The sequence below is a fragment of the Micromonospora sp. CPCC 205558 genome (assembly GCF_036902955.1).
In the GTDB taxonomy this organism is placed as follows: domain Bacteria; phylum Actinomycetota; class Actinomycetes; order Mycobacteriales; family Micromonosporaceae; genus Micromonospora.
In genome coordinates, this window is sequence record NZ_JBAKHR010000001.1 from 168,820 (window position 1) to 189,205 (window position 20,386).

17 protein-coding genes are annotated in these 20,386 nt (G+C 71.0%); 12 read left to right on the forward strand and 5 right to left on the reverse strand.

What is annotated here, in order from left to right; translation table 11 throughout:
- Nucleotides 1–227 precede the first annotated feature (227 nt).
- The 5 genes from V6U86_RS00705 (at nt 228) to V6U86_RS00725 (ending at nt 6,567) form a co-directional block, all read left to right on the forward strand.
- Complete coding sequence (locus tag V6U86_RS00705) at nt 228–1,145, forward strand: dihydrodipicolinate synthase family protein (RefSeq protein WP_334497209.1); 918 nt, start codon at nt 228–230, stop codon at nt 1,143–1,145.
- Nucleotides 1,146–1,323: 178 nt separating this feature from the next.
- Entirely contained in the window at nt 1,324–3,369 is a 2,046-nt protein-coding gene (locus V6U86_RS00710; RefSeq protein WP_334497211.1) for a M6 family metalloprotease domain-containing protein, read from the forward strand.
- Between the two features lie 85 nt (nt 3,370–3,454).
- Complete coding sequence (locus tag V6U86_RS00715; RefSeq protein WP_334497213.1) at nt 3,455–3,889, forward strand: hypothetical protein; 435 nt, start codon at nt 3,455–3,457, stop codon at nt 3,887–3,889.
- The gene (locus tag V6U86_RS00720; RefSeq protein WP_334497215.1) at nt 3,886–4,464 is read left to right on the forward strand and encodes a TlpA family protein disulfide reductase; all 579 of its coding nucleotides are present in this window, start codon (nt 3,886–3,888) and stop codon (nt 4,462–4,464) included. The genes V6U86_RS00715 and V6U86_RS00720 overlap by 4 nt, the downstream gene beginning before the upstream one ends.
- A 207-nt stretch (nt 4,465–4,671) precedes the next feature.
- Nucleotides 4,672–6,567, forward strand: coding sequence for a CocE/NonD family hydrolase (locus V6U86_RS00725; RefSeq protein ID WP_334497217.1), 1,896 nt, complete (start codon nt 4,672–4,674; stop codon nt 6,565–6,567).
- 150 nt (nt 6,568–6,717) lie between these two features.
- Here the strand turns inward: V6U86_RS00725 and V6U86_RS00730 are convergent, their stop codons facing one another.
- Complete coding sequence (locus V6U86_RS00730) at nt 6,718–7,158, reverse strand: DUF4333 domain-containing protein (RefSeq protein WP_334497219.1); 441 nt, start codon at nt 7,156–7,158, stop codon at nt 6,718–6,720.
- Between the two features lie 16 nt (nt 7,159–7,174).
- The gene (locus V6U86_RS00735; protein WP_334497221.1) at nt 7,175–7,879 is read right to left on the reverse strand and encodes a hypothetical protein; all 705 of its coding nucleotides are present in this window, start codon (nt 7,877–7,879) and stop codon (nt 7,175–7,177) included.
- A 221-nt stretch (nt 7,880–8,100) separates the two neighbouring features.
- Between V6U86_RS00735 and V6U86_RS00740 the strand changes: the two genes are divergently transcribed.
- Nucleotides 8,101–8,397 (forward strand): WXG100 family type VII secretion target, encoded by a 297-nt coding sequence (locus V6U86_RS00740; RefSeq protein ID WP_334497223.1) that lies wholly within the window; start codon nt 8,101–8,103, stop codon nt 8,395–8,397.
- Between the two features lie 79 nt (nt 8,398–8,476).
- Nucleotides 8,477–12,853 (forward strand): FtsK/SpoIIIE domain-containing protein, encoded by a 4,377-nt coding sequence (locus tag V6U86_RS00745; protein WP_334497225.1) that lies wholly within the window; start codon nt 8,477–8,479, stop codon nt 12,851–12,853.
- Between the two features lie 160 nt (nt 12,854–13,013).
- Here V6U86_RS00745 and V6U86_RS00750 read toward each other — a convergent pair whose 3' ends face one another.
- Complete coding sequence (locus V6U86_RS00750) at nt 13,014–13,652, reverse strand: hypothetical protein (protein WP_334497227.1); 639 nt, start codon at nt 13,650–13,652, stop codon at nt 13,014–13,016.
- Nucleotides 13,653–13,672: 20 nt separating this feature from the next.
- Nucleotides 13,673–13,975, reverse strand: a complete 303-nt coding sequence (locus tag V6U86_RS00755) for a hypothetical protein (protein ID WP_334497229.1) — start codon at nt 13,973–13,975, stop codon at nt 13,673–13,675.
- A 202-nt stretch (nt 13,976–14,177) separates the two neighbouring features.
- On the opposite strand from V6U86_RS00755, the gene V6U86_RS00760 reads away from it, so the two are divergent.
- The 5 genes from V6U86_RS00760 to V6U86_RS00780 all read left to right on the forward strand — a co-directional run bounded on the left by V6U86_RS00760 (nt 14,178) and on the right by V6U86_RS00780 (nt 19,354).
- Entirely contained in the window at nt 14,178–16,016 is a 1,839-nt protein-coding gene (locus V6U86_RS00760; protein WP_334497231.1) for a hypothetical protein, read from the forward strand.
- The gene (locus V6U86_RS00765) at nt 16,016–16,546 is read left to right on the forward strand and encodes a type VII secretion system-associated protein (RefSeq protein WP_334497845.1); all 531 of its coding nucleotides are present in this window, start codon (nt 16,016–16,018) and stop codon (nt 16,544–16,546) included. Before V6U86_RS00760 ends, V6U86_RS00765 begins: the two co-directional genes overlap by 1 nt.
- Nucleotide 16,547: 1 nt before the next feature.
- Entirely contained in the window at nt 16,548–17,876 is a 1,329-nt protein-coding gene (locus tag V6U86_RS00770) for a hypothetical protein (RefSeq protein WP_334497233.1), read from the forward strand.
- A 256-nt stretch (nt 17,877–18,132) separates the two neighbouring features.
- A complete protein-coding gene (locus tag V6U86_RS00775) occupies nt 18,133–18,606 on the forward strand; it encodes a sigma-70 family RNA polymerase sigma factor (RefSeq protein ID WP_334497847.1) in 474 nt (157 codons plus the stop codon).
- 22 nt (nt 18,607–18,628) lie between these two features.
- The gene (locus V6U86_RS00780; RefSeq protein ID WP_334497235.1) at nt 18,629–19,354 is read left to right on the forward strand and encodes an anti-sigma factor; all 726 of its coding nucleotides are present in this window, start codon (nt 18,629–18,631) and stop codon (nt 19,352–19,354) included.
- 176 nt (nt 19,355–19,530) lie between these two features.
- Here the strand turns inward: V6U86_RS00780 and V6U86_RS00785 are convergent, their stop codons facing one another.
- A complete protein-coding gene (locus V6U86_RS00785) occupies nt 19,531–20,319 on the reverse strand; it encodes a hypothetical protein (RefSeq protein ID WP_334497237.1) in 789 nt (262 codons plus the stop codon).
- Between the last annotated feature and the right edge of the window lie 67 nt (nt 20,320–20,386).

The window sequence follows — 20,386 nt, forward strand, 5'->3', positions numbered from 1 at the left end:
AGGGATCGCGCGACCGCCAGTCCTTACCCTCCGGTGCGGGTGGGCCATTGCGCAAGGTCCACTGTCGAAGTCGCGACATAAGGACGGACGGCACCGCGACGGTTTCGGCATCTGTCCGAAGACCGGGGGCGACAGACGTTCCTAAGGTTCCGGTACCGACCGCGCCGGTGCCCCGGGCGCGGTGCGGTTGGGCTGACGGGCGTTGCCGGCGGGGAGGGGATTTCCGAGTGGGAACTGGTAGGCCCTGGCGGGGCGTGCTGGTCGCCGTCACCACACCGTTCCGCGCCGACCTCTCGGTCGACTTCGACCAACTCCAGGAACACGTCCGTTGGCTCGCCGCCGAGGGGTGCAACGGGGTCGCGCCGTGCGCGTCGATGGGGGAGTACCGGGCCCTCTCCGACGACGAGCGGGCCGCCGTGGTGAGAGCGACGGTGCAGGCCGCGCCGTCCGGTTGCGCGGTGGTGCCCGGTGTCGGCGGCTACGGCAGCAGGCAGGCCCGCCACTGGGCGGAGCAGGCCGCCGAGGCCGGTGCCCACGGCGTGCTCGCGGGGCCACCCGACGGGCCCGTCGCCCGCGCCGCCGATGTGGTCGCCCACTACCGGGAGGTCGCGGCGGTCGGCCTGCCGGTGGTCGCCCACAACGACCCGTACGACACCCGGCTGGACCTCACGCCGGACCTGCTGGCGACCGTCGCCGAAATCGACGGGATCGTCGCGGTCAAGGAGGTCTCCGGCGACGTACGCAGGTTGCATCGCCTGCGGGACCTCTGCCCGCACGTCGACGTGCTGGTCGGCGCCGACGACGTGGTGCTCGAACTGGTGCTGTGCGGGGCCACCGGATGGGTAGCGACCCTGCCCAACGCGCTGCCCCGCCAGGCCGTGCGCCTGTACGAGCTGTGCGTCGCCCGCGACCTGGGCCGGGCGCTGCCGCTCTACGCCGAGCTGCACCCGATCCTCGGCTGGGCCTCCCGGCCGGAAGCCGTGCAGGCCGTCAAGCTCGCCATGGAGTGCGCCGGGCGGTTCGGCGGGCAGTGCCGCCCACCGCGCGGACCCCTGCCCAGGGCTGCCGCCGACGGGGTGCGCCGGGATGTGCTGCGGGCGCTCGCGGCAACGCCCGATCCGGTTTCCGGGGCCGGCCCTGGCTGATCCGCCGGTGGGCGCCGGTCCTTCAGGTGTCGGAAGTCGCCGGCCCACCTGCCGACATCTGCACGGTGACCAGCACCGGTCCGCCCTCCTAGATTCGCTGCGCGGCCTGCTGACAGGTGTTCCGGGCAACCCCCACCGGGACGTCAGCGCCGCGTTTCCCCCGACGAGAGGTGGTTTCGTGCACCGTGCTACCCCCCACCGAACCCGGCTGAGGCGGGCCGTGCTGGCCGCAGCCGTGGCGACGACGCTGGTGGCGACCGGGGCGGCGCAGGCCGCCGCAGCCCCGGCCAACCCGGCCGGCGGCACCGCGCCGTTCCAGGTCCTCGATCCGCAGGTCTGGCAGAACCCGGACACGATGACCTGGAACGACTACAAGGCGGTGCCGGGCAAGAACTGGGCCGACCCGAGCGTGTCGGGTTCGGTCCGCAACTTCAAGATCGCCCTGGTGGCGCTCGACTATCCTGACGAGACGTTCGCGGTCTCCCAGCGGGCCCGCTCGACGGTGTTCGGCAACCCGCAGTCCGTGGCGACCAACGTTCCCCGGGCGGACGTGCCGAAGTTCTATCAGGACTTCCTGAACACCCCGAACACCCTGAACAAAGGCCACACCCTGCACGAGTACTGGATGCAGGACTCCAACGGCCGCTACGGCGTCGACCTCACCGGGTTCGGGCCGTACCAGATGCCGGCCAAGTCCTACCAGTACGGGCTGGACAACGGCTTCAACCCGGGTGCCTGCCCGAGCGGGGACGTGTGCAGCAAGAACATCCGCACCGACGGGCTGGGCGCCTGGCGGGCGGCGGTCGGCGAGGAGGTCGCCAACCAGTACGAGTTGGTGTTCATCCTCAGCGCCGGCCAGGACGAGTCGTCCACCTGGCAGGAGTTCGGGCAGATGATCTTCCAGAACAAGGAGGACGTGCCGGACGCCTGGGGCCCGCCGGACCCCAACCTGCCGAACTGGGCGAAGACCCGCTACGTGGACTGGACCTCGTGGAAGGCGGCGGCGACACTGTGGCCGAACGCCGGCGGCGGTTCCTCGACGCAGGGGGAGAGCTCCGGCATGGGCGTCTACGCCCACGAGTTGTCCCATCTGCTGGGCATCGGCGACAACTACAACAACCCGTACGGCGAGCCACTGCGCAGGTCCTACACCGGAATCTGGAGCATGATGTCGCGCGGGTCGTTCAACGGCCCGGGCGGTCCGCACACCCGTTGGCAGATCCCGCCCACCAACGGCGGCTCGATGGGCTCGCTGCACGCCCTTCGGGACAAGATCAAGATCGGCTTGGTCGGCGAGGAGCACGTGCTGCGCCTGTCGCGGGAGTCGCTCGCGTCCTCGGGTCTGGTGGTCGCGCAGGTCACGGCCCGGGCGGTCGACGCCGGAGCGAAGGGTCTGAGCGGCGTGAACATCGCGCTGAACAAGGACCTGTCGCCGACCTGTGGGGTCAGCACCGACCCGCTCTGCGATGGTGGCAACTTCAACAACTACACCGTCGAGGTCGTCGACCGGATGGGCGCGGACTCCTTCACCCCCGACAGCGGCGTGCTGCTGAGCAAGACGAAGAACGCCGACAGCGCCCCGTTCCAGTGGGTGGTGGACGCCAATCCGCAGGACATCGACATGATCGACTTCTACCGGCCCGACGGCACCCCGCAGAAGATCACCATGGGTGACTACCGGCAGCTCTCGGACGCGTTGTTCCACGCCGGCGCGGACACCGGCAGCCAGTACGAGTACGTCGACGAGGCCAACCGGCTGCACTTCTACATCATCGACCTCAAGCGGGACTCGGCCGGCTCGCTCTCCTACACCGTGGCGGTGCGTTCGCTCGACGGCACCGGCGGGCCGAGCAGCCACGGCGTGGCCCTGGGCAAGGGTGAGGTGACCAGCGGCGGCAAGCCGACCAACCGCGGAGTGACCTGCTCGTTCGACCTGACCAACACCGGTTCGTACTCGGCCGGCGGGCAGCAGCACCCGGAGAACGTCAGCGCGTACCTGAAGTCGGACGTCTACCGCCTGTCGGCGGAGGTGGCCGGCAAGGGCTGGCGGACCTGGCTGCCCAACCAGCTCGCCACCGCGCAGTTCGGCAAGGCGACCACGGTCAAGGTGTCGGTGGGTGCCACCGCTGCCGCCGCAGACACCGGTTTCGTGAAGCTCACCGCGACCTCGGAGAGCGACCCGACGAAGACGGTGACCAAGCAGTGCCGGGTCGAGAAGTCCTGACCTGCGCCCGAGGTTGACCCCGTTCCTGTCGGGTCCGCGGCGGCAGGCCGCAGCGGACCCGACAGGCGGGCGGAAGGAGGATGACGTGCGGCGAAGCATCATGACCCTGCTACCCCTGCTGCTGGCCGGCGCGACCGGCTGCGGCGCTGTCGGCGCCACCCAGGAGGCGGTCTCCCCGACGACCGTCCGGGTCCTGGTTCGCGACATCAACATCAGGGCCGCGGGCGTGGACTGCGCCGGCACCGGTCCGTACACCCACTTCCACAACCGGGCGCCGTACCGGGTACTCGACCCGGACGGGGCGGCGGTGGCCAGCGGGCAGCTGCCGGCGGGAACCGCGGTGGCCGCCTTCGCCGAGGACCTGGGCGTCGAGCGCCTGCCCACCTACTGCGAGTTCGCCGTTCCGGTGCGCGTGCCGCAGCGGGCCTCCTATCGGTTGGAGGTGGACGGCCGGCCGGCGCTCGACCTGACGTCGGACAGCAGCGAGGGCCCGGCGCTGGTGGCGGTGGTCCCGTCATGAGGCGGGCACTCCTGCCGCTGCTGCTGGCGGCGGCGCTGTTGGGCGGCTGCAGCACGCCCGAGCCCAAGTCCACACCGGCGCCCGCCGGAGGGGCGGGGGCACTGCCCGGGCCGGTCCCCGCCGACCTGGCGCTGCGCCCGGCGCCCGGCACCGCCGCGGCGGCCCCGGCGTTCACCGGCGCGCTGACCGACGGCACACCGTTCGCCGCCGCCGAACTGTGGGCACAGCGCCCCGTCGTCTTCACGTTCTTCAACTCCTGGTGCACCACCTGCGCCAGTCGCCAGGCCGCCCTCAGCGAGCTGGCCCGCAGCTATCGGGACCGGGTGGTCTTCGTCGGCGTGGCCGGCGCGGACCAGGCCGACGAGGTCCAGGAATACCTGCGCGCGCACCGGGTGGAGTATCCGGTCGTCCTGGACGAGCAGCAGACGATCTGGCGTTCGTACGCGGTGCGGGAGCCGCCAGCGGTCGTGCTGGTGGCCAAGGGTGGCGCCCTGCTCCGCGGCTGGCCAGGTGGCCTGGACGCCCCGACACTCGACCGGTGGCTGCGGGAACTGGTGCTGGCCGGCCAACCGTAGCCCCGTCGCCCAGGCACCTCGGTGCGACGCCGGCCCGGCACCGGTCGGCGTCGCACCGGGGTCTTACCGTGCCCGCCGCACGGCTGCCCGCCGGGCGACTGAGGCACCCCGTCGAAGCGCACCCGACGAACTTCCTACACGTGCAGGTGGTGGCACCCGGCCACCGGCTCGTAGCGTACGCAACCTCGGACACATCAAGGAGAATGCATGGCTACAGTGGGAACGCGCTGGCGCACGGGCGTGGCCGTACTGTCGGCGACAGTGCTCGCCGCCCTCGGCGTGGCGCCGCAGGCGCAGGCGGCGGACAGCCCGCCGTCGATCGTCGTCCAGGACGGCGTGACCCAGCCGGTGTTCGGCTACGCCGACGCCATCCGGGAACGCCTCTTCATCGACTCCACCTTCGACAGTGACAACGACGGGTTGCGCGACATCATCGCGTTCGACCTGATGCGGCCGGCGGCCACCGCGCAGGGGCTCAAGGCCCCCGTCGTGATGGACGCCAGCCCCTACTACTCGACGGTCTGCCGGGGCAACGAGTCCGAGTGCAAGGCGGACCTCGACGGTGACGGGCTGCTGGACAAGTGGCCACTGTTCTACGACAACTACTTCGTGCCGCGTGGCTACGCGGTCATCCTGCTGGACATGGTCGGCACCAACAACTCCACCGGCTGCCCGACCACCAACGCCAACCAGGACAACCTGAGCGCCAAGCAGGCGATCAACTGGCTCAACGGCCGGGCCACCGCCCGCAACGCCGCCGGCGAGATCGTCAAGGCGGACTGGCACAACGGCAAGACGGGGATGATCGGCAAGTCGTACGACGGCTCGCTGGCCATGGCCACGGCGGTGACCGGCGTGAAGGGCCTGACCACTGTCGTGCCCATCAGCGGACCGACCGAGTACTACGACTACGTGCGCAGCAACGGCGTCATCACCCGGGGCAACAGCTACGTGTCGTCGCTGGCCAACACTGTCACCAACCCCGAGCGCCGGGACTACTGCAAGCCGGTACGCGACGCGATAGGCGCCGCCGACGGCGACGAGCACGGCGACTACACGTCCTTCTGGAACGAGCGCAGTTACGTCAAGAAGGTCCCCAACGTCACCGCCAGCGTGCTGCTTTACCACGGCCTCAACGACGACAACGTCCGGCCGGACCACTTCAGCAAGTTCTGGTACGCCCTGGCGGAGAACAACGTGCCGCGCAAGCTGTGGCTGTCGCAGGAGGGCCACGTCGACCCGTTCGACTCGCGCCGCGCGGTGTGGGTGTCGACGCTGCACCGGTGGTTCGACTTCTGGCTGCAGGGCGTCGCCAACGGCATCATGGACGAGCCGCGGGTGGATCTGGAGCGCTCCGCCGACGTGTGGGAGACCCACGCCGACTGGCCGATCCCCGGCAAGGCCGACACCGAGGTGTTCCTGCAGCCCGGCACCACCGGCGCGGGCGGTCTCGGGCTGGTGCCCACCGCGAAGCCGGCGACCGGGGCGTTCCAGGACAACCGTACGCAGAGTCAGAACACCATGATCCTCAACCCGGACGTGGTGCAGCCCAACCGGCTGGCGTTCCTCTCCGCGCCGCTCTCCGCGCCGCTGCACATCTCCGGCACGCCCACCGTGCAACTGCGGGCCTCCGCCGACCAGACCGACACCAACCTCGGGGCCATCCTGGTCGACTACGGCACCGACGAGCGGGTCGCGCACCGGGCCTCCGGCGAGGGCATCATCACCCTGGACACGTCGGACTGCTGGGGCGAGAGCAGCCCGACCGACGACGGCTGCTACAAGCAGACGGCGAAGCGGGTGGCCACCGCCGACTACGAGCTGGTCACCAAGGGCATCATGGACGCCCAGAACCGGCAGTCGATCCGCGTCGCCGTGCCGCTGGTGCCGGGGGAGTCGTACAACTTCAGCTTCCCGCTGCTGCCGGAGGACTACGTCTTCAAGCCCGGCCACCGGATCGGCGTGATCATCGTGGCCAGCTACCCGCAGTACTCCAGCCAGGCGGACACCACCGCCGCGAACCTGAAGGTCGCGCTGAAGAGCAGCAACATCGTCCTACCTGTTGTCGGTGGCACCGCCGCCGCGCACGCCGCCGGCCTCTGACCGGCCGATCGCCGGGCCGCCCAGCGCGGCTCACCACCGGGGCGGCCCGGCGATCACCCCACCGCGGCGACACGTCGAGCATCGACGGCGACAAACCCAGGATCGTGTCGCGTACCCGACCGGACGACCGCCAGACCCCGGCCTCGTACCTCACCGCGGACGACCCACCTCGAACCGGCCGTCGGAGCTTGTCACCGTGACGGTGATGGTCTTCGGCACGCCGGCGACCTCAGCGGAGCAGGAGAAGCTGCTGCCCACCGTGACCGCCCGGCCCGGTGGGCAGGCGACGAGGTCCGCGTCGAGTTGGTAGTCGTCGCGCAGCACCGACAGCACCCCCTGTTGCAGCGCCGCCGTGTCGAAGACCTTCCGGTTGAGGAATCCCGGCCAGACCAGTCCGAGTACGGCCACAAGTGTCGCCCCGGCCGCCACCGCGCTGGCCACGACGATCACGCCTTTCCGGGAGACGCGCCGCCGACGCTCGGGGGTCCTCGGCCCGGTGGTTGCCGGCCCCCACTGCGCCGGCGGTGCCGGTGTCCAATGCGGGGCGGGCGTCGGGGAGCCGTCGTCGGCCCGCGCATGCGGGTTGATCATCGTCGTCTCCTCGGGCTCAGCGGGCGGCGGCCGTGGTGGGCGTGCCGACCACCTCGGGCAGGGACTGGGTGCGGGCACCGGTTGGGCTGATCGCGAACCAGGTGCCATCGACCCCCTGACCCTTGGTGTCGCCCGGCTCGGTGTCCTTGGCGAACAGGTAGACGGGCCAGCCGTCGATGGTCACCTGGCAGGTGCCGTCGGCACGCTCCACGTAGCCGACCAGCTTCGGGTTGATCCCGCTCGGGTAGATCTGCCCCGGTGACCTCACGAGCAGCGGCGGCCAGGCCGTCGCGCAGTCACCGTTGCAGTTCGACTTCGACGGCTTGGCCGTGTCCTTGTCGAACCGGTACAGCGTCCGGCCCTGCCCGTCGGCGACGTACGTGCCGATGTCGGCGGAGGCGGTTTCGTTCAGCTGGATGACGGTGCTGCCCCGCCCCGCGTCGGGCGCGGGTGAGACCGAAACGGCGGAGGGGCCGCTGTAGATCTGTACCCGACCCTGGGTCTTCGCCACCCTCGGCTCTGCGAGCGGGGTCGCCGGGGCATCGATCACCTCCGGCGGCGTGCCGCTCTCGGCTGTCGAACTCGGCGTCGCCTGTGCCACCGTGGGGGCCGCCACGGTAACCGGCGCAGCCGTCCCGGTGGCCTCCTGAGCACACGCGGCCAGGCCCGCCAGGCTGGCCAATGCGATCGCGGTCCGCGCGACCCGGCTGTGCACAAGCATCTCTGCTCCACCTCATGTTCGGGGAGGACCGCGCCGGTACGCGCGATCCGACACCCACACGACGCGGTCGGCAAAGTGGTTCACCGTCTGCGGCGTCACGAGACCGAATGTTTCGCTGAACCGTTCTGGCCCACGGTCCGTGTGGGGGACGGCATCGGCGAGAGGCGGCCCGGAACGACCGCCTCGGAGCCGGCGAGATTGAAGACACGAGGGAGCGGAACGTGGCCACGTACCACATCGTCAGCGAGGACATCGAGGAATCGTCGACCTGGCTGAAGCAGAACATGCAGACGCTGCTGGACGGGATGAACCAGGCCAAGAGCAAGATCGACGCTCTGATCCAGGGTGGCTACAACACCCCGGCCGCCCAGCAGAAGTTCGGCCCGTACTTCGAGGAGTACAAGGGCAGCGTCGACCAGACGCTGAACGGCATGGAGGGCATCAGCCAGTACCTCACGCAGGTCAGCACCGCGTTCTCCGAGACGGACAACCAGACCGGGGCCAGCCTGGGCCGCTGAACGACCGGACAGGCCCGGGGGCCGCGTGGTGAGCGATCACCACGCGGCCCCGACCGTCTTTTCCGACCAGGAGAACCTCGTGCGCCTGCAGCTCACCGTCGTGGATCCGTCCACCGCCGTTATCGAATACCAGGTCGAGGCGGCCCCCGACACCACCGTCGGGGAACTCGCCGAGGCGCTGGCCGCGCGTCGGCCGGAGCCCGCCGGCACACCACCGACGATCTTCGTCGCCGGGGCGCCGCTCGACCCGCGACTGACCCTCGCCGAAGCCCCACTGCGCCGGGGTACGGTGCTCGGTCTGGACCGGCCGGTGCCCGAGGCACCCGCGCAACCGCGGGGGCTGGTGGAGGTGCGGGTGGTCAGCGGCACCGACGCCGGTGCGGTCCATCAGCTCGACCTCGGTGAGCACGCCATCGGCACCGCGAGCGCCAGCCGCGTCCGCCTCAGCGACCCCTCGACCGCCCCCGTCGTCGCGTCGGTCCGGGTCGCCCCCGACGGCGTGTGCCGTGTTCGACCGGCCGGTTCCGGCCTCCTGCTCGACCGGGTCGAACTCGACGATGAACAGGTGTGGCACCCCGGCGGACAGCTCGCCGTCGGCTCGTCCCTGTTGGAGCTGCGGATTCCGGTCCGGGCGGAGGCCGCACTGCAGATCTCCGAGGACCGCACCGGCCTGGACTACAACCGTCCACCCCGATTGCTCCCGGAGGTCCGCACCACCCAGTTCACCCTTCCCGCGCCACCGTCGCCGCCGGAACGGCGACCATTCGTGCTGATCACGGTGCTGGCCCCACTGGTGGTCTCCGGAGCCGCGTACCTCATCACCCGCAATCCGCTGACCCTGCTCTTCGCCATCCTGTCGCCGGTGGCGCTGATCGTCGGTCAGATCAGCTCCCGCCGCCAGGGCAGGGCCAGCCACCGCACCCGGCTCGGCGAGTACGAGGCGAAACGGGAACGGATCGGCGCCGACGCGCAGGCGGCGCTCGCTGACGAGCGGCTGGCCCGGCGGGACAACTTCCCCGACCCCGCCGCCGTACTGCTGATGGCCGGGGGACCGGAGCGCCGCCTCTGGGAGCGCCGCCGCACCGACCCCGATTTCCTCGAACTGCGGACGGGCAGCGCCGACCTCCCGTCCGAGGTGGTGCTCCGGGATCCGAGCCAGGACGAGCACCGACGGGAGGTCCGGTGGAGCGCCCTCGACGTGCCGGCGACCGTGCCGGTGCGCAAGCACGGTGTGGTCGGCATCGCCGGCGGCGCCACCGCCCGGATCACGGCCCGGTGGATGGTCGCCCAGGCCGCCACCCTGCACAGCCCCGAGGACCTGCAGATCTATCTGCTCGCCGGTGCGGGCGACGAGGAGGGCTGGTCGTGGGTCGGCTGGCTGCCGCACGTGGCGCCGCGTGACGGCCAGGACACGCTCGCCACCGTCGGCACCGACACCCAGACAGTGGCCCGGCGCGTGGCCGAACTGGTCGCCGTGATCTCCGCCCGCGCCGCCGAGCGGACCGACGGGGCGTTCCGCGACATCCTCGTGGTGCTCGACGGGGCACGCCGGCTGCGGTCCCTGCCCGGGGTGACGCAGATCCTGAGGGAAGGACCCGCCGTCGGGGTGTACGCGCTCTGCGTCGACGCCGAGGAGAGGCTGCTGCCGGAGGAGTGCCAGGCCGTGGTCGCTGAGCAGACCGACGGGTCGCTGCTGGTGACCCGGACGCTCGCCGCGCCGATCCCCGGGGTGCACCCGGACCTGCTTTCGACGCAGTGGCTGCGGACGGTGGCGCGTGCCCTCGCGCCGCTGCGCGACACCGGCGGCACGGACGACGGGGCAGTCCTGCCGGACGCGAGTCGGCTGCTCGACGTGCTCGGGATGGAGCCGCCGGCGCCGGACGCGGTGGCGGCCAGGTGGACCACCGGCGGCCGGACCACCGAGGCGGTGCTCGGCATCTCGCTGGACGGGCCGTTCGCCCTGGACCTCAAGCGCGACGGTCCCCACGCCCTGGTCGCCGGCACCACCGGTTCCGGCAAGTCGGAGCTGTTGCAGACCCTGGTCGCTTCGCTCGCCGTCGCCAACCGCCCGGACGCGATGACGTTCGTGCTGGTGGACTACAAGGGCGGCAGCGCGTTCAAGGACTGCGTCCGGCTGCCGCACACCGTCGGCATGGTCACCGACCTCGACACCCACCTGGTGGGTCGGGCGTTGACCTCGCTCACCGCCGAGCTGAAGCGGCGCGAGCACATCCTCGCCGAGGCCGGCGCGAAGGACATCGACGACTATGTCGATCTGCTGCGCCGCGAGCCGACCCGCACCTCGATGCCTCGACTGTTGATCGTGATCGACGAGTTCGCGTCGATGATTCGCGATTTGCCGGACTTCGTGACCGGCCTGGTGAACATCGCACAGCGGGGACGGTCGCTCGGCATCCACCTGGTGCTGGCCACCCAACGTCCGGGCGGGGTGGTGTCACCCGAGATCCGGGCGAACACCAACCTGCGCATCGCCCTGCGGGTGACCGACACCAGCGAGAGCCAGGACGTGCTCAACGCCCCCGACGCCGCCTCGATCCTGAAATCGACGCCGGGCCGGGCCTTCGTACGCCTGGCTCAGTCGTCGCTGGTGCCGTTCCAGGCCGGGCGGGTCGGCGGCTTCCGCCCGGGCGCTCGTACCGACGTCCGGCAGGCACCCTGGCTCGCGCCCGTCTCCTGGAAGGACCTGGGTCGGCCCAGGCCCAACCGTCCCGGTGTGAAGACCGCGCCATCGGCCGAACTCACCGACCTCGCCGTGCTGGTGGAGGCCGTCCGCGGCGCCAGTGAGCAACTCGCCATCGAGCCGCCGCACAGCCCGTGGCTGCCGGCGCTACCGGACACGTTGACAGTCGACGCGCTTCCCGCGCCGCGCGGCAGCGGCTACCACCTGCCCTCGGTGGCGTACGGCCTGGTCGACCTACCGGCCCAGCAGGAGCAGGCGCCGCTGGAACTGGACCTGGGCACGCTGGGGCACCTGCACATCATCGGCTCGTCGCGAAGCGGCCGTTCGCAGGCGTTGCGGACGATCGCCGGCACCGTAGCGGGCGCGCACTCGACAGCCGACGTCCATCTTTACGGCGTCGACTGCGGCAACGGGGCGCTGCTCGCCCTCACCGAGCTGCCGCACTGTGGTGCGGTGGTGCAACGTACCGAGGCCGAACGGCTCGCTCGCCTGTTCACCCGCCTCGTCGCGGAGCTGGGACGCCGACAGCAGCTCCTCGCCTCCACCGGCTCGGCCGGGCTGGTGGAGTATCGGACCGGGGCGGCCGGGGCCGACCGTCCGCCGCACCTCCTGCTGCTGCTGGACCGGTTCGAGGTCTTCGACAAGACGTTCGCCGACTACGACAACGGCAGCGTCATGGCGGCCCTGTTGACCCTGCTACGCGAGGGAGCCGGGGCCGGGATCCACGTGGTGATGGCCGGCGACCGGAGCATGTTCACCACCCGGATCTCGTCGACGACGGACGACAAGCTGGTGCTCCGGCTCACCGAACGCAGCGACTACAGCATGGTCGGCATCAACTATCGGCAGCTGCCGGACGAGATCGGCACGGGCCGGGCGATCCGGGCGGTCGACGGCGCGGAGGCGCAGATCGCACTGCTCACGCAGGACAGCTCCGGGCAGGGTCAGGCTCGGGCGCTCGCCGCGATCGCGGAGACGGCGCGGCTGCGGGACGCCGAGGTCGCCGCCGCCACCCGTCCGTTCCGGATCGACGTGCTGCCGGACGAGCTGACCCTGGCGCAGGCGAGCGTCCTGGCCCGGCCGACCAATCCGCTGTGGACGATGCTGGGGGTCGGCGGGGACGAGCTCTCGGCCATCGGCCCGGACCTCGGGACCACCCCTTCCTTCATCCTGGCGGGGCCACCTCGGTCAGGGCGGAGCACGGCCCTGTTGACGATGGTCGCCGGTCTGCTGGAGCAGGGGACACCCGTGGTGATCGCGGCGCCCCGCCGATCGCCGCTGCGCGAGTTGGCCGGGGTGCCCGGGGTGCTCGACCTGGTGACGAGCGAGAACTTCACCTCGGCCGGGCTCGCGGCGGCCCTCGCCGGGCGCGACGGACCCGCCGTGGTCGTCCTGGACGATGCCGAGCAACTGCTCAAGTGCGACGCTGGCAGCGATCTCGGTGAGATCGCCCGGGTCGGTGCGGAGCAGGGCCTCGGGTTGATCATGGGAGGTTCCATCGACGGTCTCTCCGGCGGCTTCGGCGGCTGGCACGTCGACGCCCGCCGCAACCGGCAGGGCGCGTTGCTCAGCCCGCAGGGCCTCGGCGACGGTGAGCTGATCGGCGTGAAGCTGTCCCGCGGCCAACTCGGCGGCGGACGGCCGGGCCGGGTGCTCGCCCACTTCGGCGACGGTCGGCTGCATCTGGTGCAGGTGCCCCGGACCGAACCGGCCGCGTTGCGGGAGCTGCTGGCCAGGGCCGGCGACGCCGGATAGGGGCGATCGCGACGACGGAGTCCGGCCCCGGATCGGGGCCGGACTCGACAGTGTCCCGGCCCGCCGGTGGGGCAACACCCCGCCCACGCCCAGGTACCGAAACGACGTTGGGGGGACACCCCCCAACGGTGTCCCCCCAACGCGGGTCGGCAGTTACCCCCTAACTGCCGACCTCCCCCAGGGAGGCCGCTGGCGGAGTGATCGCGGCGGTCCCTCCCTCATACGAGAAGGTCAGTGTCGCGGTGATCGTGGCGAAGAGTTCGAAGATCTCCTCCGCCTCCGCGAGATTCGGGCTCGAACCGGTGACCACCAGCACGTTCGCCGTTCCCGGCAGTGGTACGACCGTGTGCATCACGGCGCAGCGCATGGTGGCGCCGTCCTGCGTGACGTTCTGGATGCCGTGCACCCGACCGGCGGTGCCGATCGCGGGGATCTGGGCGGTGCTCACCCGACGCCAGGTCCCGTCGTCGTGGGCGGGCTGCGCCACAGCGGTCAGGGCCCCGATGATGTCGCCGGTAGCGGGCGGGGTGACCACGGAGACCAGCATCGTGGCGATGAGCGCGCCGTCCTCGTACACCTGGAATGTGCCCATGGCGTGCACCGCGCCCGCGTTGCGGGCCTGCCGCACCGACCGGCGCAGCTGTTCGGCGTACTGTCCCGCCTGCTTCTCGGGGAACCCACCCTCGCGCGCCCGCGTCCACACCTCGTCCGCGACGCGGTTCTCGCTCGCCTCGTCGGCGACCGAGAAGTCGACCCAGTCCTGGGGTGTACGAAGCTCGAATCCGATCGGGGCAGCCACTGACGCGCCTTCTCCGCTGGTCAACTCGTCGCCCCCTCGGGGTTCTCCAGCGCGGCGACCGTCTGCTCGTCCGTCTCCCGGAACGCGTCGGCCACCGCCTTCGCGGCGTCGCGAATCCCTTCGAGGTCCTTGGCCACGACGTACCGCCCGTCACCCCAGCGCTTCTCGAACTCACGTGCGGCCGCTTCCAACTCGCGCTGCCCCAGCGTGTCGACGACCGGGCCCATCGACCTGATCGATGCGCTGTCCATCAGTTCCTTGGTGCGCTGCAACAGGTCATGCACCCGCTGCAGCTCCGCGCCGGGTACGTCGATGACGCTCATGCCGGCACCCCGGCGTCGAGCCTGCTCCGCTTGCCCATCCCCGCTCTCCTCCCCGGTCCGGCCAATGACTCCGCGCCGTACACGGACGGCCGGTCGGATCGGTTCAGTCCGGCTGAACCGATTTCACGCTCGCTACGTGTGCGAGTCGGCTCACGGCGTTGGCCGGGGGCGGGGAGCGGTCGGTGCGATGGGGAGGTTGGGCATGACGCGTCCGGGAGACGCCGAGTGGTCGGTGTTGCAGGTGGACTCCGACCCGGTACCCGGTGATCCGGAGTCCTTCGACGAGATCACTCGGGCGTACCAGGAGCTGTCCAGGACCACCCGGGAGGCGCACGACCTGCTCGCCGCCGGTGGCCAGGTCCACCTTGGTCAGGGCAAGGCGATGGAGGCGTTCCGTGATCTGATCGGCAAGCTGCCCGGGCGGCTGGACCAGATGGCGAACTCCTACGCCGCGGCCGCTGACGCGTACCTGCGGTACCTGCCGTCGCTGGAGGAGGCGCAGACGATGTCGCTGCGCGCCCTCGACCAGGCCCGGCAGGCCGCCGGCGACCAGACCGCGGCGCAGGCGGTGCTCGCCTCGGCGCAGGCGGCGGTCGCCGCGCTGGGCGCCGACCCGGCGGCGGATCAGGCCGCGAAAGACAGGGCCACTGACGACGACGCCGCCGCGCAGAACCGCGCCGCCGATGCGCAGCAGGCGCTCGACCAGGCAAAGGCGCTGCTGGGCCAGGCGACGGCGTTGCGTGATCAGGCTGCCCGGACGGCGGCGCAGACGTTGCGGGGGCTGGCGAAGGATGCCCCCCAGCGGTCGCTCTGGGAGAAGATCGTCGAGGCGTTCCAGGCGTTCATCGACTTCCTCCGCAGCACGGTCATCCAGTGGATCACCGCCATCCTGGACGTGCTCTCGGTGATCGCCTCGTTCATCTTTCCTCCGCTCGGCCAGGCGCTCGGCCTGCTCTCCGGTGCGATCGACCTCGCGGCGGCGGCAGCCAGCGGAGATCCCGCCGCGATCGGGTTGGCCGCCGGAGGTCTGGCGCTCGGCCTGGTGCCGGGCGGGCGACTCGTCGGCCGGATCATCAAGATGGCCGGTAAGGGTGGCAACAAGCTCCCCGGCACGGTCTCGGACGGGATCAAGAACAGCACCAGGGGGATTGGCGGCCCTCCGGGCGGCGCCCGAACCGTGGAGAAGGCCCCCGCGCCAGGGACCGGGATCGACACAGCCATCACCACTGTCGGCCTCGGCAAGACCGTCAAGGGCGCGTTCACGTCGGTCAAGAACAAGATCGACGATGTGCGCTTCACGGTTGAACGGAAGATCGTCAAAGCGAAGCGCGACAGGGATCCCACACTCCAGGTCGGGGTGACCGAGAGCGGCCGCCTCAAGACCTTCCACGTCGAGGACGTCACGTCCGCCCCGTTGAAAGACAGCAACGGCAAGCAGGTCGGCGTCATCTTCCCCAGCACATCGACCGACTTCGACAACTTCACCGACTGGGCGCGGCAGCATGGCAATCTAGCCACCGGTAAGAACTTGGACGGCTCGGCGAATTTCGCGAATATGAAGGTCATCCGGCAACTGCCTGGCGAGGAGTCCACCCTCGTCGGCAACAACTACGTGCCGGCTCCCTGGCACGGGCTGAAGAGCGACCCGATTTTCGTCTTCGCGCACGGCAGCCCGGACAGCGCCGCCGTGACCCTGGCGAACGGCAAGGTGGTGGACGTCGGCGGCGACACCATGGCCAGAATCCTGAGCAACGACGCCACCTTCAAGGCCGCCGCGGGCGCCAAGCCGAAGAGCACGATCGCCATGATCTCCTGCAACTTCGCCAACGAGGGTGGCGACGCCGGCCAGAAGTTCGCGGACACCATGCGGGACCTCGGCAACAAACGGCCCATCTTCGCGGCGACCGAGACCGTGAAGGTGACCAGAGGCGAGGATCTCGACGGACTGTTCACCAGTCCCGGCGAGACCATTGCGACCCTGGCGGTAGACAACATGGGCGAGTTCAAGAGGATCAAACCGACGCAGAAGGGGGCGTCGTGATGGACGATGCCGACGTGCAACGCAACTGGATGCTGCTGCTGGACAGCGACGATGACCTCGACGAGGAGTCGTCGGAGGTCCCCCCGGTGGAGACGATCGTCGGCGGCTGGCTGGTCGAGGACGACGGGACCGCCGGGCGCTTCGAGGCCAACCCGCTGTACCAGCCACGTAACGCCGACTCACCCACGAGCCCCGTGGACGCGGCGGCGAAGCTCGTCGCCACCGACCGGGCTGATGTCAGCCTGGTGCTGCGGGCGCTACGGGACAGCCTGGTGGCCGTGGCGCTCGACGAGGCGGGCGAGGTTGCCGTGGCGTCCGCCCCGGACGGGGTGGCCTGCGTGGTGGTCGCCTCCAGCGGCCTCGACCAGGCGCGCGTCGACGCGCCACAGTGGCGGCAGGTCGATCTGACCGAGCTGGTGCGGCTACTCCCGGAGGGCCTCGACGTGCTGGTCAACCCGGGCGGTCCACGGTCCATGCGCCTGTTGGCGGACGCCCTGCGCGAATCGGTCGACGCCGACGGAGCCGAGTGAGATGTCCGTGACCAGGGCGTACGCCGGGTGCCGGAGCTCCGGCGCGGGAATGCTGCTGGCGGTGGTGGCCGCTCTGGTCCTGTCGATCCCCGGTCGGGCCGACGCCGTAGAGCCGTCGGTGCCGTACTGGGTGGTGCCCGGGCAACCGGGCGCGGAGAGCGACATGACGCTGCCCGGGGTCGCCGACCGGGTGCTCGGCGACAGCCGGCGCTGGCCGGAGATCCTCGAGCTCAACCAGGGTCGTACCCAGCCGGACGGGGGCATCCTCACGGATCCGGCCCAGCCGATCCCCGCCGGTTGGGTCCTCGTCCTCCCCGAGGGCGCGACGTCCGGCGAGATCCGCGTCGGTCCGCCGCCGCCAGCCAGGCCGAACGAGGGTCAGCAGCCGCAGGTTCCGCCTGTCGAACGACCGCGGACGGGACAGTCGGCAGCGGCGCCCGCGGCTCCTCCGGTCGACGACGGCGAGACAATCGGGCTCCGACCGGTCACGGCGACGTTGCTCGGCATCGGCGCGGCGCTCCTGGCGGTCGCCGTACCGCTGCTGATCCGGCGGGCCCGCCGCCGCGCGGCCGAGCCGGCCCGACCGGCGCCGGGTTCACGGCAGGTGTTGGACCGCGCCCTGCGGCAGATCGCCGCACAGGCGTCCCAACCCCAGGTGTACGCGGCGATGGTCGGTGCGGACCGGGTGTCGCTGCGGCTGGCGCCAGCACTACCGGACCCGCCGCCCCCATGGCGGGCGCGGGAGGAGGGTGCGATCTGGGAAGCGCCGAGCTGGGACCTCGACCAGAATGTGGCCGGTGGTGATGGCGGGTTCCCGCTACTCGCCACCGTCGGCACGGTCGGAGGGGAACTGACAGTCGTCAACTTGGGGCGCGCACCCGGCATCATCGCCCTCACCGGGGAGCCGGCGGTCGCGCGGCGTCTGGCGGGTGCCTTCCTCGGCGAGATCAGCCGCTACGCCGCAGCGTCGGTGGCGATCACTGTGGTCGGCCCACCACCTGAGCCCTGGCCGGTTCCAGAGCGGGTTCGGGTGGTCGTCGATGTGCATACCGTGCTGGGGTTGCCCGGCGACGACGCTCACGAGGCCTTGGCGCTTCGCGACCACCTGGTGGTGATCACCGCCCCGCTTCCGGCCGACGAGTGGGAACGGCTCGGCGCGATGGCGGCGGCCTCCGACGGTACGGCGGCCGTGGTGGTCGTCGGCGACTCGCCGAACACTGTCTGGCGGTTCGAGAGCGATGCCAACGGCGCACTCGACGTCGGGGTGCTCGGCCTGCACCTCGACCGCCCCACCCCGCGCGGCCGGCTCATCCCGGTCCTCGGTGGATGACCCTCCTTTGTGCAGGCGTCCCCGTCGCGTTGCCCCGGACCGAGATGAGGCCGCCGCGCCCGATCGGCCAAAAGCGCGAAAGTTCACCCGCGTGAGCATAGGAACACATTCGTTCACGATTGCCGGTATTCGGAAGTACGGCAGGCATCCTGGTTACCCGGATGCACCGGCGGCGACGCCGGTGCGAGGGCAACGGAGGATGGTACGAATGGCGGGTTTGAGGCCCGATCGTCGGCGGGACGTAGCAGACGAGGCCCTGATCCGATCCCTCTACGAGGAACACGGCCGGGCGATGCTCGCGTACGCGACGCAACTGACCCGCGATCGGGCCATCGCCGAGGACATCGTCCAGGAGGCGCTGGTGCGCGCCTGGCGCCATCCGGACAGTCTCGTCAACGGCAAGGGATCGGTGCGGGGGTGGCTGCTCACCGTGGTACGTAACCTCATAACCGATGCGGTCCGCGCTCGAATGGCGCGACCGTCCGAGGTGCCGGAAAGTCCGACGGACGTCGCGATCGAGCGGGATCACGCCGACCAGGTGGTCAACTCGATGGTGGTGATGGACGCCCTCAACCGCCTCTCGCGGGAGCATCGCGAGGTCCTTGAGCAGGTATATCTACTCGGGAGTACAGTCGCGGAGGCTGCGAAGGTGTTGGGTGTCCCGCCGGGAACGGTCAAGTCACGCTCCTACTACGCACTCCGGGCGCTACGCGACATCGCAGGGCGCTGAACCGGGTGGAACGGTCTGCCTAATGAAATCGGACAGCCTTATGCCGGCCGGTGACCACGTGGACATCGGCGGTTATTTGACGGGTGAGCTCGACCAGGAGCAGCTCCGGCAGGCGCAGGAGCACCTGGCGGGCTGCGCGGAGTGCCGCAGCGAGGTCGAGTCGCTGAAGGGGTGGAAGGACGCCCTGGAAGCGGTGCCCGAGGCGATGCTGCTCGACGGCCCGCCAGAAGGCGGCGACCTGCTGTTGCAGCGCACCCTGCGCCAGGTTCGCAGCGAATCGTCCGGGCGTCGCCAGCGCCGCCGGGCGACCCTGAGTGCCGCCGCGGTGGTGGCTCTCGCCGCCGCCGCCTCCGGCGGCGTCCTGCTGGGCCGTACGACCACTGACGCGCCCGAGACGCGGGCCCTGCCCGCACCGTCGACCGCGGTGAGCGCCGCGAACCCGGCTACCCGCCAGGCCAGCACGACCGACCCGGCCACGGGTGCCCGGCTCACCGTCGCGTTGACCCCGGCAGCGGGCTGGGTGCGGGTCAACGCAGCGGTGTCCGGGATCCCTCAGGGCGAGCGCTGCCGCCTGCTGGTTGTCGGCGAGGACGGCAGCACGGTACTGGCCGGCAGCTGGTTGGTGTCCGAAGAAGGTTCGGCCAACGGCACCACCCTCGACGGCAGTGCCCTGATCGACCCCGCCAAGGTCAGCGGTGTCCGCGTGGAGAACACCGACGGCAAGGCGTACGCCACCGTGCGGCTGTAGCCGGACGGTGGCAGGTGGCACGGCGAGCAGTCACTGATGAAGAACAGCGCTCTCCGGTGCCCTCGATCGGCCACGGCTCACAGGGAACTGTCGGGTCACGACTCAACCGGTACGAAGACGGGTGTGCCGGCCCGGCGCAGAGCCGGACCAGCACACCCGTGGATCGGGACAGATCGTCAGTTGAGGCTGAAGCGGACCGAGGCGACGGCGTTGTCGAAGCCGATCGTCGCCAGATCCGTGACGTCCCCGTTGATGACCTGCGATCGGCCGGTGCAGTCGGGGCCCACCCAGATCTTCAGCGAGCCGGGGGCCGCGATCGAGGAGGCGACGCCGGGACGGGCCAGGTTCTGGCACCCCTCGCCGGACACGCCCTGGGATGCGCCGTTGTCGCTGAAGTTGGCGTCGTCGAAGAAGACGGCACTCGTGGCGGGCGGAGCGGTCACGCCACCGGTGCCCGGGTTGTCCTGACCGCCCTCCGGCGCGCCGGCCTTGCCACCGGTCGGGGTCACCCCGAACCACGTGCCTCCGACGCCCTGGCCGAGGGTGTCACCCCGCTTGGTGTCCTTGGCGAACCGGTACACCGGCCAGCCGCCGATGGTGATCTGGAGGGTGCCGTCCGCGCGCCGAACCGTACCGACCGCCGACTTCTTGACCCCCGCGATGAAGATCTTGCCGTTCGGCGCGACCGTGACCGGCGGCCAGGTCTGCGCGCATTCTCCATTGCAGTTCGAGGTGGGCGGGTTGTTGCTGTCCTTGTCGAAGCGGTAGAGCGTCAGTCCGGCCCCGTTCACGACCACGGGGTTGAGGTCGCCGGCCCTGCTGGCGGTCAACTGGACCCACCGCTGCGACGACTGGCGGGCCGCACCCGTCGCGAGGCCGCCGTTCGGTACCGCCCAGTCGCCGCTGTTGGCTTCCGAGCGGTTCGACTTCGCGGTGCCGGAGAGCAGCGCGAGATCGCCGCCCACCGCACCATCCGAGGGCTCTGTGGCTCCGCTGTCTGCCGGGGCGGACGCCCTCGCCGGCGCGGGTGCC

What these genes read in the sequence shown, in the direction of transcription:
- V6U86_RS00720 (WP_334497215.1), top strand. Translation starts at nt 3,886, where the DNA reads ATGAGGCGGGCACTCCTGCCGCTGCTGCTGGCGGCGGCGCTGTTGGGC.
- V6U86_RS00725 (WP_334497217.1), top strand. Translation starts at nt 4,672, where the DNA reads ATGGCTACAGTGGGAACGCGCTGGCGCACGGGCGTGGCCGTACTGTCG.
- V6U86_RS00730 (WP_334497219.1), bottom strand. Translation starts at nt 7,158, where the DNA reads ATGATCAACCCGCATGCGCGGGCCGACGACGGCTCCCCGACGCCCGCC.
- V6U86_RS00735 (WP_334497221.1), bottom strand. Translation starts at nt 7,879, where the DNA reads ATGCTTGTGCACAGCCGGGTCGCGCGGACCGCGATCGCATTGGCCAGC.
- V6U86_RS00755 (WP_334497229.1), bottom strand. Translation starts at nt 13,975, where the DNA reads ATGAGCGTCATCGACGTACCCGGCGCGGAGCTGCAGCGGGTGCATGAC.
- V6U86_RS00760 (WP_334497231.1), top strand. Translation starts at nt 14,178, where the DNA reads ATGACGCGTCCGGGAGACGCCGAGTGGTCGGTGTTGCAGGTGGACTCC.
- V6U86_RS00765 (WP_334497845.1), top strand. Translation starts at nt 16,016, where the DNA reads ATGGACGATGCCGACGTGCAACGCAACTGGATGCTGCTGCTGGACAGC.
- V6U86_RS00770 (WP_334497233.1), top strand. Translation starts at nt 16,548, where the DNA reads ATGTCCGTGACCAGGGCGTACGCCGGGTGCCGGAGCTCCGGCGCGGGA.
- V6U86_RS00780 (WP_334497235.1), top strand. Translation starts at nt 18,629, where the DNA reads ATGAAATCGGACAGCCTTATGCCGGCCGGTGACCACGTGGACATCGGC.